Below are 14,387 nucleotides of genomic sequence, written 5' to 3'. Positions count from 1 at the left end.
AATACTACTGTATGTCTACCAATTCAACATCAAACTTTAGGATAGAGTTCGCAGGAATGCTTCCTGTAGCTCTCTCTCCATAAGCTAATGTGCTAGGAATGTAAAGAGTTGCCTTAGCTCCCCTATTCAGAAGGGCAATACCTTCATCCCATCCCATAATCACTCTACCTTGACCTAAAACAAACCCAAATGGTTGTCCCCTATCATAAGAAGAGTCAAATTTTGTTCCGTCAAGCAAAGTACCATTGTAGTGCACAGAAACTTGCTTACCAGCAATAGCATTTTCGCCTTCACCTTCTTGTGTGATCACATATCTCAGACCAGATTCTGTAGTTTGCGCTGTTATGCTGTTTTCAGCTAAAAAAGCATCAATAGTTTCACCATCTTTTTTGATAACTTCTGCTGCCTCTTCTAGCTTCTTGGCCTGTGCAGCAGCCATTTCTTCTTTTCTTTTTGCTTGAGCTTTTTCGTACTCCTCTTTTTGAAATGCCTGAAACTCTTCAGTTGTCATCATAGAGACTACTTTAGCGTAAAAAGTCATATTACCAGCCGTATCCAAGCTATCAGGGATTCCGGTTTTGAAGGTATTTTCAAAAAGATCCTTAGTAGTTACCTGAAAAGTAGCACTATCCCCTACATTCATAATTTCTAATGCCTCGTACATTGTACCGCTTGTCGACCAAACTTCCTTGATGTATTGAAGAGGTACTGGTGCACCAGCCTTTTCCGAGCTCCATTGCTCATTACCATTTTCGTTAAGGTATTTCATGTTAAGTCTAAGAATAGTGCTATCCACAAGAGCTGTGCCTTCGCCTTTTTCCAAAACTGTTACTTTAATACCTGACTTAGTTGTTCTTTCTTCGCTACAAGCAATTGATAGGATAGAAATAGCCAAAACGGCTAAAAGTGCGTTATACTTCATAATTTAATTCCTTCGTCTGTTTTAATACTAATTCTCTAAATAGTTTGATCGTGTCCTCCAGGCTATCTGTGGTTGCACCCCCAGCAGCATTTTTGTGTCCACCACCATTAAAATATTTTCTTGACAATTCATTCACAGGTATGTCTCCAAATGACCTGAATGAAATCTTTACTTTATCTGGATCTTCAATGAATATCGCTGATACATTAATTCCCTCGATACTTAGACCATAGTTCACCAAGCCTTCTGTATCCCCGGTTTGATATTTAAACCTCTTTTTATCTTCTAAGGTCAAATAGAAATAAGAAACATTAGTTCCTTCAATAATTTCGAGGCGCTCATTTAAGGCAAACCCCAACAATCTCATTCTATCCAACGAGTTGTTGTCATAAATTTTGTGACTCACTTTAGATATGTCAGCTCCCAATTCCATCAAATTCGCCACGATGTTGTGCACATGTGGGGTAGTTGAAGGGTGCCGGAAGTTTCCGGTATCAGTCATCAACCCAGCATACAAGGCTTCAGCCATTCCTTTTGTAAGTTTATCTGCATCGCCGAGCATATCGATCAAGTCGTATACCAATTCTGCCGTGGCAGCAGCCTCTGTACTCCAAAGGACGTACTTAGCGAAAGTCTCTGGGTTCAGATGATGGTCTATTAAAACCTTTTCGGCGTCTGAGTCTGCAACCATCTGGCCCAATTCTCCAATCCTATTCAGACTGGAGAAGTCCAAACAAAAAATTAGATCAGCGTTCTCAACCAGGTATTGGGATTTTTCTTCGTTTCCATCAAAAATCAACACATCGTCATTTCCTTCCATCCAGTTGAGGAATTTGGGGTAATCCGTCGGTGTGATGACACAGACCTGATGTCCTTGCTTCAATAAATATCCGGCAAGCCCCAATGAAGAGCCTAATGCATCAGCGTCAGGTTTGATGTGGGTGGTGATCACTATTCGCTTTGGTAGCTCCAGTAACTCTTTAAATGCTGCTAAGTTCTGCATCGATGATGTAAAAAGAAGGTGCAAAAGTGGTGAAATTTATCCGAAATGCAAAAGACCAATAAGACAACAGAAAACGATAAGTCTGGAATTCTTTTGATCATCAAAAATTAACCCTAATTTTGCGGGATTTTTAGAACAAATAAGACTTAAGTTTAAATGGCTAATAACAGAACATTCACCATGATCAAGCCTGACGCATTCAGTGCAGGAAATGCAGGAGCGATCACTAAAATGATGGAAGAAGCAGGTTTTTCGATCAAAGCAATGAAGTTGACAAAACTAACTGCTGAAACTGCTGGAAAATTTTATGCAGTACATAGCGAAAGACCATTCTATAATGATCTTTGTGCATATATGTCTTCTGGAGCAATCATCGCAATGATTCTTGAAAAAGACAACGCAGTGGAAGATTTCAGGAAATTGATCGGAGCTACCAACCCAGCAGAGGCAGCTGAAGGTACTATCAGAAAGATATTTGCTAAATCAATTGAAGCTAATGCTGTGCACGGATCTGACTCTGACGAAAATGCCGCGATAGAAGGTTCTTTCTTTTTCTCTGAATTGGAAAAAATCTAATTGACTTTCAATACATGAAAACCGAATCCCGTTTAGATACTTTCTAGGCGGGATTTTTTATTTCTTAAAAAACTTACTTCGTATCCAACGAGGTAAAAATATCGCCCCTAGTAGGAGATATGGATAGTAAGACATCAATCGCCAGAATATGCTGGACACAAAGGTGTAACTACCCAAATACTCATTGAAGAATTGATTGAAAAAGAATTCGGCTGTTCCAGAACTACCAGGAGTAGGAGAAATAAGCATCACTATCCACATAATAATCTGACGACTAAATATTACCATGTGTTCAGGAATGGTAATTTCGGTATAAGCAGACACCAAGCTGTTAAGCATTAAATACCTTGCTGACCAAATGAAAATGGTAGCCAAAGATATTTTGATCCAGTACTGAGCCATTTTCCCTTTGATCTCACTGGAAGCAATGATAATCTCATCTCCATACTGATTGGCTTTTACTTTCCATTTCTTCAACCATTTCATTGAAGTCATCTTGAGTAGAAACCATTTGAATGCTCGTGGTTTCACGAACAAACCATACGACATTACAAGGGTATAGATAGCGATTAATCCATAACTCAGAAAGAAAAAGAATTGGAAACCTTCTTTTGCAGCTATATCTGGAAATATCACTCCTTTCGTGAGCAACATTACCACAGGTGCGGCAACCACAAAAAACAAATTATCTAAAATGGCTGTGAGCATTACATAAGCCAAAGATTTTCCAAAATTGATACCCTCGTAAGTGAGGATAAAAACGGCTACTGCTGTGCCGCCAACCACAGATGGTGTAACTGCCGAAGCAAACTCCCAAAGTATTATAACTACGATACTTTGCTTCCAATTCAAGGTTTGGTCCGTTAATGTTCGAATCCGATAAGCGTAACCCGCATCTCTGGCAAGCAACACAAGAAAAGCCACAAATACAGAGGACCACTTTGCGTCAAAAATCAATCTGAGATTGTCTGATGTAATATTGTCATCAAAATAAAACAACAGAAAAACTATACCCAGTCCTAACAAGATAGGCACCCAGATATTATTAGGATTTAAAACTTTGAAGGCGTTCTTCTTACTGATCTCCATCAATCGGCCGCTACGGTCTCCGTTTTTTCTATCCAAAAATTATTGAATCCTTCTCCAATTGTAATTTGAATTTGCTGCATTTGAAGCAATTCAAGAATGGCAAGGAAATTGAAAATGACTGCGATTTTTTCCGGTTTTTCGGCCATTACTTCTGTAAAAGCCATTCGTGGGGTTTGGTCAAGTGAGAAGAGTATATGTTCCTTTTGTCCTGAAATGGTATAAGGATATTGCACCACCTTATGCTCTACTTTGTTTTGCTCCGCTTCGTAGCGATGAAGTACTTTTTTGTAGACTTTAAGAATCTTGAAGAGATCCAGGTTTTGCAACTCCGCCTCTACATTGGAGACTTCTGAGAGTGCACGAATTTCCTTAGCTAAGTTGCCCCTTTTTTCTCTATCCAATCTGTCGGACTCTAATTGCACTAATTCTGCAATTACAGACTTGTACCGCTTGTATTCCAATAAGTGCCTCACCAGCTCCTCTCTTGGATCAATTTCATTACCCTCTTCATCCAAAACCGGTCTTGGCAGAAGCATTTTTGACTTGATTCGCATGAGTGTCGAAGCCACTAAAATAAATTCACTGGCCACTTCCACATTCATCTTTTCCAAATGTTTGATGTAGTCTAAAAAGTCGTTGGTAATCTTAGAGATTGGAATATCATAAATATCAAGCTCATCTCTTTGAATAAAAAAGAGCAGCAGGTCGAATGGACCTTCAAATAACGGTAGCTTGACTTCAAATTTCAACAGCAATACATTTTGTCAGTTTCAAAGGTATCACGATTACTTGATTTGAAAAAGTAAGTCCTTATTTTGATTTTGGCTTTTTGTAAATAGGCACTGCACTACATGCCTCTCCATACATCAAACTAGACACTATCGGACTCAACACACGAGTAATTTCTACGTAAGCATATTCTGGCACAGGAAATTTTCCACACCCCTTTATGATCACTTTTTGATCCTTAAACTCTTCTAAATCAACCTTCGAAAGTGCTTGTTGAAAGAGATGATTCTCTAAATGAGATAAGTCACCAAAAGCGATGTTCTTTGCATAGGGCTCTAAAGCTGAAGACAAAAGCATATAGGCCCAGGTAGGTACAATCGCATCTACACTACAATACACAGCTACATTTTTGTTTTTGTAATCTTCCCAGTTATGATCCTTAACAAATGCCCTAAAGTCCTTTTCACGTAGCACCAACTCATTAAACAATTGATCTTTGATATCGATTTGCACTCGAGGAGATTGATCGTAATATTCCTCAAGATCAAAGTTGATCAATGCACTCTGCGCTACTCTATTTACAATTTCCCCTTCCATTATTTGAATGATGATGCGGTTCTAAACTCTTTTAAATAAAACGGCTCGAAACTGATTACGTTTTCGAATGACTTTGTTTTATACTTCTCATAAGCCAATAATGCTACTTCCTCAGCCGACGGCACAATACCATCAATAAAATGAGCATTCCTGTCTGAAATCACCTCTTTGGATTTATTGGAACCATCGCCGAAAAATAAAACCCTTTGGTCTACCAGAATGTCTTCGTAAGCATACTCTTCCAAAATAACTGGAGCGGTTGGCTTAATTGACTTGAAGTTTTTATCAAAGAGTGCAGCGTAAACTTCCATTCTGCGGGCATCCAACATCGGACAGTACAAGATGTCGTCCGTTGACCTTCTATACATTTGATAGGCCATGGCCTCCAAAGTATTCACTGCAATCAAAGGTATGTCTAACGCCAAACACAACCCCTTGGCTGCTGAAACCCCTATTCGCAATCCTGTGTAAGACCCAGGACCCTCAGCTACGGCCACAGCAGACAATTCATCCATTTTGCAGCCTGCGTTACTCATCATTTGTTCGATCATCACATGCAATAAGTTAGAATGCGATTTCTCGATCGAATATAGCTGCGACCCAACAAGTTGCCCATCTTGCAACAATGACACGGAACCACTGCTGGTAGATGTATCTATACCAAGTATTAAAGACACGGAATTAACGTTTATTGATTTAAAATTTTTGAATAGGATTGAGTATCAGCCAATATTTTGGCAGCTTCAGTAACTGCAGGGTCGTGATCCAAACTAGCTTCTAGCATTCCTCTGTGAAAGTAAAATCTGCTTACTATTTCTTCCTCCAGCATGAATTTGATATCATCCTTGAAAGTTGTCAGATAATTGTCCTTTAAAGTAGTCACCTTCGTCTTCAATTTCTCAATGGCCGGCTTCATCCCATCGTAATACTTTTCCTTCTTGGCCATTTCTTCCAGCGCCTTAATGGCATCGTCCATTTGAGAAGATAGGTTAAATTCTTTTCCATTGACCCAGCCCTTAAACTCTTCATATTCCTCATCAGTCAATTTAAAAGCTCTCGGAGAGGCTATTTCCTCATGGCTAAACGCATACTCAGTTGCGTAATCAAAGATCAAATTCTGGCTTACCATATTATATAGCAGGTTTGAAAATTTTTGAGGTGATACCTGCACGTCAGGTTCTATTCCTCCACCATCATATACCGTTCTGCCTTTGCTGGTTTTGAATGCCACTTTCAATGAGTCTGGAATTTTGGCAACGCTACCATCTTCATTTTTATGAGAGTAGTCTATAGCCTGAATACATCGGCCGCTTGGGATATAATATTTCGCGGTTGTAATCTTAAGCTGCGCATTGTAGGGCAATGGACGGGTAGCCTGTACCAATCCCTTCCCAAATGTTCTTGTGCCCACGAGCACGCCCCTGTCGTAATCCTGAACTACTCCAGAAACAATTTCAGCAGCTGAAGCCGTGGCTCTACTGGTCAATACCGCTAATGGAATCTCATTGTCAGCAGTGGCGTAAGGGGTAGTATAAGTTTTGTTCCAAGACGCCATTTTTCCTTTCGTGTTTACCACTTCCTTACCTTGCTCTACAAATACATTGGCCACTTTTACCGCCTCGTCTAGTAACCCTCCAGGATTGTCTCTTAAGTCCAAGATAATCTTTGTAGCTCCTGCTCTCTTTAAGCTGTCCAATGCATTTTTCACTTCGCTTCCCGCATCGGTGGTGAAATCTGTCAGTTTGATAAAACCTGTGGTTTCATCATACATCCCGTAAAACATCACGTTGTCGATGGTGATTTTAGATCGCGTCAATGTTACATCAAATGGTTTGTCTTTGCCATAACGTTTAACAGTAAGCACAATTTCTGACCCGGGTTGTCCTTTAAGTAATTCACTGATTTCTGTTGACGACTTGCCCTCCAAATTCTGATGATCAATTTCTAAAATTTCATCCCCAATTTTCAGTCCAGCAGAATGTGCAGGATATCCGATGTAAGGCATAATGACAGTATTTGCCTTTTTTCGCTTTCCTACGATTGCTCCAATACCACCATACTCTCCTGTGGTCGCCGTTCTGTAATCTTCAATGTCACTTTCTGAAATGTAGGCGGCATAGGGATCCAACGATTTAAGCATTGCATCGATTCCATCACCGATCAATTCTTCGCTTGATATTTCATCTACATAATGCGTATTCAATTCCCTAAATAGGGTGGTGAAAATGTTAAGGTTGCGGGAGATTTCGAAGCTATTGTCTCCTCCTAACCAGGTAAAAGAAAACAGCCCAACGAGCAACATAGCACCAACCACACCTATAACTATTCTCTTCATATCAATGAAATTTACTTATTCAATTTAGACTTTAAACGCCCAAAGGAATCCACAAGTTTAGATTCTACAAAACTATAAGGATGAATCTCCTTACCAGTGTAAATATAGGCAATCAGCAAAAATTTACTATCTGGCAATAGCTCATCTAAGCGATATTTGTTTAGTCTATAGGCTTCACGAATCAATCGTTTGATACGATTACGATCAACTGCTCTTTTGAAATTCCTTTTAGAAACACTTACCATGAATTGATGGCACTCAGCATTTTCGTCTGCCACAAGAAACCTAACAGAGAAGGGATAAAAATAAAAAGATGCTCCTTTGGCAAAAAGAGCATCAATTAATTTTTTACTACTCAATCTTTCCTGCTTTGGAAAGGAGTATTTTCTATATGTATGATTTGTTCCTTCCATTAAGAAGGAATAAAGCTAACCAAGATTCTTATTTCTTGTGCTTTCTTTCGTCAGAGACTGTCAGTTTTTTTCTGCCTTTAGCTCTTCTTCTTTTCAAAACAGCTCTGCCAGCCGCATCTTCCATTCTGGCTTTAAAACCGTGCTTATTTCTTCTTTTTCGCTGAGAAGGTTGAAATGTTCTTTTCATCTTATATAATATTTTTTATCTCTAGATTTCCAAATGCCCCTAACTACTCTTCTGACGCAGCTTGAAAAAATGGAGTGCAAAAATAGAGAGCTTTTTGACAATAACAAAGTCTGAATCAGATAGTTTGGGTTAGAATGCATAATAAAAGGATACGTTCTTGAAATATCTGTTCCAAAACCCGAATATTTGCGCAAACAAAGACAAAATTATGATTGATTGCCACATTTCATTCCCAAATCCTTTGACCCATCTTTTGCACATTCAACTCAAATTTGATGTTAGAGATCAATCGTCTATTGACTTCATTCTTCCAGCCTGGCGTCCTGGCCGATATGAATTGGCTCCCTTCGTAGAAAATATTCAAAGATTTAAATCCACAGATGAATCAGACAAATCGCTCAATTGGGAAAAGACGCGTCCTAATATCTGGACCGTCAATTGTGACAAATCAAAAGAAATTACAATCAACTATCAGTACTACGCGAACAAGATGGATGCAGGCAATTCCGTCTTAGATGATCGCCAGATTTACATCAATTTTATCAACTGTATTTTTTTCACCAAAGTGCATAGCGATGAGCCAATAAACTTGACTCTGGAAATTCCTCAAGACTACTCAATTAGCTGTAGCCTTAGATCCACCTCTTTTGGACAACTAAAAGCGGATGATTATTTACAACTCGTGGATTCACCCATATTAGCTAGTCCTGACCTAAGAATTCTGAGATATGCGGTAGAGGAATATAACTTCTCTATAGCTATTCTTGGGGACTGCCCTTTTTCTGATGAAAAAATTATTGAAGACTTCAAGAGTTTCACCGAATCTCAAATAGACGTCATGGGAGGATTTCCAACCAAACAATATGATTTCATAGTGCAATCTCTGGATTACACTCATTATCACGGCGTAGAACACCAAAACTCAACCATACTAGTTTTGGGTCCGAATGACGAAGCCAACAAAGACGCCTATTATGAAAAATTAATGGGTGTAGCTTCTCATGAGCTATTCCACACATGGAATGTTACCCGAATTCGTCCTAAGGAAATGTCTCCCTATCAATTCGACAAAGAAACAATGACAAAGACCGGATTCGTAACAGAAGGCTTTACCACCTACTACGGCGATTGGTTTTTGAAACAATCCGGTGTTTTCAACCAGCAAGAATATTTTAAGGAACTCAATACGCTATTCGACAGACATTTCGAAAACTATGGTAGACATGAAAGCACCTTGATTCAATCCAGTCTAAACCTATGGGTAGATGGATACAAAAACCTGTTCCCTTCTAAAAAAGTGAGTATCTACGTAAAAGGCGCCCTTTGCTCTTTGATTCTAGATCTGACCATAAGAAGAAACACGAACAATGACTCTTCGCTCATTGATGTAGTGAAAAATCTGTACAAGAAATACACTTTTGAGCAAGGTGGGTATACCCAAAAACAAGTTTATGAAACATTGGAGAACACAGGAGGTGCAAGCATGAAGCCACTTCTACATACACTTTATGAAACCACAGAAAGCCTTGACACTTACTTAAAAGAAGCATTGTTCTTTGTAGGCTGTGACCTCATTTCTAAACCCAGCACCAACGAACTGACAAGTAAACTTGGTGTAAAATGCCAAAACAATAAAATCGCAGAAATTGCTCCGAAAAGCTATCCAGAGAAGCTTCTATCCGTAGGAGATGAAATACTTGAACTCAATGGAAGCAAATTTGAAACTGAGAACATTGTGGTTACTGATCAAAACCAATTAAAAATAAAAAGAGGCTCAAGAATATTAGACATTCTAGTACCCATTACGCCAGACACTTATTACAATTCATTCAAAATTGAAGCTAAGGAGAATGCTTCGCCAGAACAATTGAAAAATTTATCTCTTTGGTTAGGAAATATTTAGAAATAAATTTTCGCTCAGAAGCTAAAAACTTACATTTGCCCATGCTTTTCTATATGGTGAATATTAATGGGTCTTTTCTAAGATGAATTTCAAAGCGTTGCTGGTAAGATTTCTAGTATGGCGATTAAAGCATATTAGCAACAACAACTTCACCTTAATACTTAGTGGGATAGTCGGATTAATCGCAGGTCTGGCTGCCGTCACGCTAAAAGAGTCTGTACATTTCATACAAGCCATCCTCAAAAATTACATCTATACTTCAGGTTTCGACTTTTTATACCTCTTTTACCCATTGGCAGGTATTGTCATAACTATGATCGTTTCGAGATATATTCTTAAAGAAAAACTCGGACACGGAATTACACAAATCCTGTTTGTAATCTCCAAAAGATCCAGCATCGTTAAGCGGTCGATGATGTATTCGCGTATGGTAACTAGTGCCATTACTGTGGGCTTTGGAGGGTCTGTTGGACTAGAGGCACCCATTGTAGTCACCGGCTCTGCCATTGGCTCAAACCTGGCTACACTCACGCACTTGAACTACAAAAAAAGAACCTTACTGATCGCCTGTGGTGCATCTGGTGCAATTTCAGCGATCTTTAACTCCCCCATTGCTGGGGTGATTTTTGCCATTGAGGTGATTCTTACCGACGTAACTATCAATAAATTTATCCCTATTCTACTCTCCTCGGTTACGGGATCGTTGGTTTCACTATCTCTGTTGGGCGATGACTTATTGTTTTCATTTAAGCTAAAAGACCCATTTTTAGCGGAGCATGTTCACTACTACATTTTTCTAGGTATTGCCTGTGGCATTGTTTCTGTTCACTTTACCCGATTGACCTATGTGATCGAACGGTGGATTAAAAAAGTGACTAACGAATGGAGTCGAGCCATGGTCGGAGGCATTGGCCTAGCACTGATAATACTCACTTTTCCTCCCATATATGGGGAAGGCTATGACACTATCAAGCAATTACTCAACGGTAACGATGATATCATTTTCAATAACAGTTTGATCTACGGCGAAACAGACAAGACCTTGCTCATCATCATTCTGTTGTTCGCTATTTTGGTAATCAAACCAGTGGCCTCTGCTCTTACAATCGGTGCTGGGGGAAGTGGTGGAATTTTTGCTCCATCTCTTTTCATGGGAGGTATCGCTGGCTACCTTTTTGCCAAAACAGTAAATTTCATTTTACCCATCACCATCAGTAGTAGTAACTTCACTCTGGTGGCCATGTGCGGCGTAATGAGCGGTGTACTCCATGCACCGCTTACTGCTATATTTTTGATTGCAGAAATAACTGGTGGTTATGAGCTCTTTGTCCCTCTCATGCTTGTCAGTGCGATTTCATTTATCACAATCAGTTATTTCGAGAAACATTCGTTGTATACGAAAAGCCTTATCGAAAAAGGTGACCTAATAAAATACGACAAAGACCGACAAGTCCTTAGCTTGATGAAAGTCGACAAAATCATTGAATCAGATTTGCTGACGATCATGTATGATGCCAAACTAGAGGACATGATCAAACTGATCAAAAAGTCCAAACGAAACATTTTTCCTGTATTAAACTATGTTGGGGGGTTGGAAGGTATCATTACATTGGATGATATTAGAGAAAAGATGTTTGATGAAGAAGCTAGAAAGAATATTGTTGTGAAAGAAATCATGCAATTGCCTCCCGCCGAAGTGCATCCGGATGATTCTATGCAAACAGTAATGAACAAATTTGAGATCACACAGGCATGGAACCTTCCTGTAATCGACGAGGGGCAATATATTGGCTTTTTATCGAAGTCCAGAATCTTCAATGCCTACAGAAACAAGCTGATAAATCAAGACAAAGAATAAAAAGTTGAAATTTTTATTCTTTGTACTATTCATTGATTTTAAGTCTAAAAAAATTACACCTAGCCTTCCTTTTCCACAATCTGAAGCAACTCTAACTTTTATAATTGATTAATTTACAGATGGTTAAGCCTATTTAATTCAATGATGTGGATAACTATTCATTTTGTGGATAACTTTTGTCAATTCTTGAGATAGTACTATTTATTGAAAAATTATATGTCCGTACAGCTTATTTGCAACTATCTATTTTTGAGTACGTTACGGTATTTTTAGAGTCAACTAGTTTTTCTTACTATCAATGAATAGACCCAAAAAATTACTCTGCATCTCATTTTTAATAATGTGTTTCGCCGTAAGCCAAGCACCTGCTCAAAGCGTAGAGGTTATCAAATATCCAGACTTGGCCAAGCTTATAAGCACTCCCTCTGAAAAGCATAAAGTCATCAACTTCTGGGCCACATGGTGCCGACCATGTATTAAGGAGTTGCCTCAATTCTTAGCATTATACGAAAAGTACAATGAGGAAAATTTAGAACTAAGCTTGGTTAGTTTCGACTTTGTCGAAGATTTAGAAAATAAGTTAAAGCCGTTCGTAAGCAAGAAAAGCATTGAAGCAAAAGTGTATCTGCTCGATGAAACAGACTACAATGCTTTTATCGACAAAGTTGACCCATCCTGGAGCGGTGCAATTCCAGCTACGCTGCTTGTGGCAAAAGGAAACTCAAAAAGAAAATTTATCGAAAAAGAATTCTCAGAAAACGAACTCGAAAAAGTTTATCTGAATTTTATTAAATAACATGATTATGAAGAAAAATATACTTTTATTTTTTGGTTTAGTTGCTGTAGTAGCTATGCTATTTGCTAGCGACAACAAAGAGGAAATTGTAAAGCCTAAAGTTGGTTTCAACGTGGGGGACAAAGCCACAGACTTTAAATTAAAGAATGTGGATGGACGCACCATTTCCATGGCGGACTACAAGGATGCCAAAGGATACATTGTAGTTTTCACCTGCAACACCTGCCCGTTCTCAAAAATGTATGAAAAACGAATTGATCAGCTCAATCAAAAATATGAGTCTAGTGGATATCCAGTTATTGCCATCAATTCAAATGACGTCACCAAACAACCTGGTGACTCGTTCGACGAAATGGTTAAACGCTCAAACGACAAAGGATATTCTTTTCCCTATCTATACGATGAAAGTCAGGCTGTTGCCACAGCCTATGGTGCTACGCGCACGCCACATGTCTATGTACTCAACAAAAAATTGGAAGTCGCTTACATTGGCGCCATCGATGATAATCACAAAGATGCCGGCGCTGTCACCAAAAGATATGTAGAAGATGCGGTAGACAGCATGCTTGATGGCAAAGCCATAAAAACTACTTCTACCAAAGCGATAGGCTGCACGATAAAATGGAAAGACGCTTAGGCCTCCTTCTTCCTATAATATAATGTTGAGCAATTGGTTTTGTTCAACATTTTTTTTGCCTCTGAAATTATGTCTTCCTCAGTTACTGCATTTATAGCATTCGTTTCTTCATTGACCAAATCAGTATTACCGAGCAAAGTATAATAGGCCAAACTCATTGCTCTATTGAGCAACTCCACTTCAGAAAATACATGAGAGGACTCTGCTTGCATTTTCACTTTTTCCAGTTCCTCCGGTCTTAGCTCGTCTTTTAACAGAGTAGCAATTTCAGCATCTACTATCTGATCAACTTCAGCGAAAGTCACTTGATCCTTTAGTTTTCCTGAGATAACCAATAATCCAGGCTCGATGGAACCGGTAATACTTGCACTCACAGAAGTTAACAGTTTCGTTTCTTTAACCAACTTCGTATACAGTCGAGAAGATTTACCTCTTCCCAAGACATCACTTAGTAGGTCTATCGTATGGTACTTATCGTGCAGTCTATCCGGCATGTGGTAGGCTCGATAAAAAGCATTCATTGGCACTTTCCCCTCTACAGTTTGCTTACGCTCTTCTGTCTGCACTGGCTCTTGAGGTAAGTCTCTATGGTAAGGCTGTCCAGCCGGAACAGGTGCAAACCATTTTTCAGCCAGCGCTTTAACCTGTTCCAGATCAACATCACCAGCTACAACCAAAATGGCATTGTTCGGAATATAGAACTTTTTAAAAAAGGCCTTAACATCCTCCATCGTTGCATCCTCGATGTGTGAAATCTCTTTACCGATAGTATTCCATCGGTAAGGGTGGGTTTTATAAGTCATTGGTTTCATATTCAACCAGGCATCTCCATAGGGCTGATCAAGATATCTCTGTTTGAACTCTTCAATCACTACTTTGCGTTGCACCTCCAAAGACTGCGGATCGAAAGCCAAACTCAACATTCGGTCAGATTCTAGCCAAAATGCGGTTTCAATATTGTTGGAAGGAATCGAAATGTAGTAGTTGGTATAATCAGGTGTGGTAAAGGCATTGTTCTCTCCCCCCACCTTTTGCAATGGCTCGTCATAGGAAGGAATGTTAACCGAGCCCCCAAACATCAAATGCTCAAACAAATGAGCAAATCCAGTCTTATTCTCATCTTCGTCTCTGGAGCCAACATTATACAGCACATTAAGTACGGCTACTTTGGTAGAATGGTCTTCATGAACAACTACCTGAAGTCCATTGTCCAAAACAAATTTTTCGTATTTCATAATTTTCCTTCTGGGCGTAAAAATAGGATGCAATCGGGTGAATCTATACTATATTGATACATTCAATAAAATTTCTCTTAGAACCCTTGCCAACTCCGGCAAACTGT

Annotated in this window: 15 protein-coding genes; 5 read left to right on the top strand and 10 right to left on the bottom strand. The window is 39.1% G+C overall.

Annotated elements, in window-relative coordinates:
* Nucleotides 1–4 precede the first annotated feature (4 nt).
* Entirely contained in the window at nucleotides 5–922 is a 918-nt protein-coding gene (locus ACO6S2_RS05275) for an FKBP-type peptidyl-prolyl cis-trans isomerase (protein WP_422361470.1), read from the bottom strand.
* Entirely contained in the window at nucleotides 912–1,925 is a 1,014-nt protein-coding gene (locus tag ACO6S2_RS05270) for a DHH family phosphoesterase (RefSeq protein ID WP_422361469.1), read from the bottom strand. The genes ACO6S2_RS05275 and ACO6S2_RS05270 overlap by 11 nt, the downstream gene beginning before the upstream one ends.
* Before the next feature lie 156 nt (nucleotides 1,926–2,081).
* Between ACO6S2_RS05270 and ACO6S2_RS05265 the strand changes: the two genes are divergently transcribed.
* Entirely contained in the window at nucleotides 2,082–2,501 is a 420-nt protein-coding gene (locus tag ACO6S2_RS05265; RefSeq protein ID WP_422361468.1) for a nucleoside-diphosphate kinase, read from the top strand.
* Nucleotides 2,502–2,558: 57 nt separating this feature from the next.
* Here the strand turns inward: ACO6S2_RS05265 and ACO6S2_RS05260 are convergent, their stop codons facing one another.
* The 7 genes from ACO6S2_RS05260 to rpmH all read right to left on the bottom strand — a co-directional run bounded on the left by ACO6S2_RS05260 (nucleotide 2,559) and on the right by rpmH (nucleotide 7,851).
* Nucleotides 2,559–3,590 carry a lysylphosphatidylglycerol synthase transmembrane domain-containing protein gene (locus ACO6S2_RS05260; RefSeq protein ID WP_422362434.1) on the bottom strand — a complete coding sequence of 344 codons (1,032 nt, stop codon included), beginning with the start codon at nucleotides 3,588–3,590 and terminating at the stop codon, nucleotides 2,559–2,561.
* Nucleotides 3,590–4,339 carry a segregation and condensation protein A gene (locus ACO6S2_RS05255; RefSeq protein WP_422361467.1) on the bottom strand — a complete coding sequence of 250 codons (750 nt, stop codon included), beginning with the start codon at nucleotides 4,337–4,339 and terminating at the stop codon, nucleotides 3,590–3,592. The genes ACO6S2_RS05260 and ACO6S2_RS05255 overlap by 1 nt, the downstream gene beginning before the upstream one ends.
* Nucleotides 4,340–4,400: 61 nt before the next feature.
* Nucleotides 4,401–4,916, bottom strand: a complete 516-nt coding sequence (locus ACO6S2_RS05250; protein ID WP_422361466.1) for a DUF2480 family protein — start codon at nucleotides 4,914–4,916, stop codon at nucleotides 4,401–4,403.
* Nucleotides 4,916–5,593, bottom strand: coding sequence for a tRNA (adenosine(37)-N6)-threonylcarbamoyltransferase complex dimerization subunit type 1 TsaB (gene tsaB / locus ACO6S2_RS05245; protein ID WP_422361465.1), 678 nt, complete (start codon nucleotides 5,591–5,593; stop codon nucleotides 4,916–4,918). The genes ACO6S2_RS05250 and tsaB overlap by 1 nt, the downstream gene beginning before the upstream one ends.
* Before the next feature lie 11 nt (nucleotides 5,594–5,604).
* Nucleotides 5,605–7,251 carry a S41 family peptidase gene (locus ACO6S2_RS05240; protein ID WP_422361464.1) on the bottom strand — a complete coding sequence of 549 codons (1,647 nt, stop codon included), beginning with the start codon at nucleotides 7,249–7,251 and terminating at the stop codon, nucleotides 5,605–5,607.
* Nucleotides 7,252–7,262: 11 nt separating this feature from the next.
* Entirely contained in the window at nucleotides 7,263–7,664 is a 402-nt protein-coding gene (gene rnpA / locus ACO6S2_RS05235; RefSeq protein ID WP_422361463.1) for a ribonuclease P protein component, read from the bottom strand.
* A gap of 28 nt (nucleotides 7,665–7,692) precedes the next feature.
* Nucleotides 7,693–7,851, bottom strand: a complete 159-nt coding sequence (rpmH, locus tag ACO6S2_RS05230) for a 50S ribosomal protein L34 (protein ID WP_318173185.1) — start codon at nucleotides 7,849–7,851, stop codon at nucleotides 7,693–7,695.
* 208 nt (nucleotides 7,852–8,059) lie between these two features.
* Between rpmH and ACO6S2_RS05225 the strand changes: the two genes are divergently transcribed.
* The 4 genes from ACO6S2_RS05225 to ACO6S2_RS05210 all read left to right on the top strand — a co-directional run bounded on the left by ACO6S2_RS05225 (nucleotide 8,060) and on the right by ACO6S2_RS05210 (nucleotide 13,045).
* The gene (locus tag ACO6S2_RS05225) at nucleotides 8,060–9,754 is read left to right on the top strand and encodes a M61 family metallopeptidase (RefSeq protein ID WP_422361462.1); all 1,695 of its coding nucleotides are present in this window, start codon (nucleotides 8,060–8,062) and stop codon (nucleotides 9,752–9,754) included.
* Between the two features lie 82 nt (nucleotides 9,755–9,836).
* The gene (locus ACO6S2_RS05220) at nucleotides 9,837–11,612 is read left to right on the top strand and encodes a chloride channel protein (protein WP_422361461.1); all 1,776 of its coding nucleotides are present in this window, start codon (nucleotides 9,837–9,839) and stop codon (nucleotides 11,610–11,612) included.
* Between the two features lie 340 nt (nucleotides 11,613–11,952).
* On the top strand, nucleotides 11,953–12,408 hold the full coding sequence (locus ACO6S2_RS05215; RefSeq protein WP_422361460.1) for a TlpA disulfide reductase family protein: 456 nt from the start codon (nucleotides 11,953–11,955) through the stop codon (nucleotides 12,406–12,408).
* Between the two features lie 7 nt (nucleotides 12,409–12,415).
* The gene (locus tag ACO6S2_RS05210; protein WP_422361459.1) at nucleotides 12,416–13,045 is read left to right on the top strand and encodes a thioredoxin family protein; all 630 of its coding nucleotides are present in this window, start codon (nucleotides 12,416–12,418) and stop codon (nucleotides 13,043–13,045) included.
* On the opposite strand, the gene ACO6S2_RS05205 is transcribed toward ACO6S2_RS05210, so the two are convergent.
* Complete coding sequence (locus tag ACO6S2_RS05205; RefSeq protein ID WP_422361458.1) at nucleotides 13,042–14,280, bottom strand: M16 family metallopeptidase; 1,239 nt, start codon at nucleotides 14,278–14,280, stop codon at nucleotides 13,042–13,044. The two genes, ACO6S2_RS05210 and ACO6S2_RS05205, sit on opposite strands and share 4 nt — an antisense overlap.
* Between the last annotated feature and the right edge of the window lie 107 nt (nucleotides 14,281–14,387).

Origin of the sequence: Reichenbachiella sp. (assembly GCF_965233835.1) — a bacterium.
GTDB lineage: Bacteria > Bacteroidota > Bacteroidia > Cytophagales > Cyclobacteriaceae > Reichenbachiella.
Note: the sequence above shows the minus strand (reverse complement) of the source record. Positions and strands in the feature narration are given on the sequence as shown.

Excerpts from the sequence above, each read along its gene's own strand:
- ACO6S2_RS05240 (WP_422361464.1), bottom strand. The coding sequence starts at position 7,251 with ATGAAGAGAATAGTTATAGGTGTGGTTGGTGCTATGTTGCTCGTTGGG.
- ACO6S2_RS05225 (WP_422361462.1), top strand. The coding sequence starts at position 8,060 with ATGATTGATTGCCACATTTCATTCCCAAATCCTTTGACCCATCTTTTG.
- ACO6S2_RS05250 (WP_422361466.1), bottom strand. The coding sequence starts at position 4,916 with ATGGAAGGGGAAATTGTAAATAGAGTAGCGCAGAGTGCATTGATCAAC.
- ACO6S2_RS05220 (WP_422361461.1), top strand. The coding sequence starts at position 9,837 with ATGAATTTCAAAGCGTTGCTGGTAAGATTTCTAGTATGGCGATTAAAG.
- ACO6S2_RS05205 (WP_422361458.1), bottom strand. The coding sequence starts at position 14,280 with ATGAAATACGAAAAATTTGTTTTGGACAATGGACTTCAGGTAGTTGTT.
- ACO6S2_RS05260 (WP_422362434.1), bottom strand. The coding sequence starts at position 3,590 with ATGGAGATCAGTAAGAAGAACGCCTTCAAAGTTTTAAATCCTAATAAT.
- ACO6S2_RS05210 (WP_422361459.1), top strand. The coding sequence starts at position 12,416 with ATGAAGAAAAATATACTTTTATTTTTTGGTTTAGTTGCTGTAGTAGCT.
- ACO6S2_RS05215 (WP_422361460.1), top strand. The coding sequence starts at position 11,953 with ATGTGTTTCGCCGTAAGCCAAGCACCTGCTCAAAGCGTAGAGGTTATC.
- ACO6S2_RS05265 (WP_422361468.1), top strand. The coding sequence starts at position 2,082 with ATGGCTAATAACAGAACATTCACCATGATCAAGCCTGACGCATTCAGT.
- rpmH (WP_318173185.1), bottom strand. The coding sequence starts at position 7,851 with ATGAAAAGAACATTTCAACCTTCTCAGCGAAAAAGAAGAAATAAGCAC.
- rnpA (WP_422361463.1), bottom strand. The coding sequence starts at position 7,664 with ATGGAAGGAACAAATCATACATATAGAAAATACTCCTTTCCAAAGCAG.
- ACO6S2_RS05270 (WP_422361469.1), bottom strand. The coding sequence starts at position 1,925 with ATGCAGAACTTAGCAGCATTTAAAGAGTTACTGGAGCTACCAAAGCGA.
- ACO6S2_RS05275 (WP_422361470.1), bottom strand. The coding sequence starts at position 922 with ATGAAGTATAACGCACTTTTAGCCGTTTTGGCTATTTCTATCCTATCA.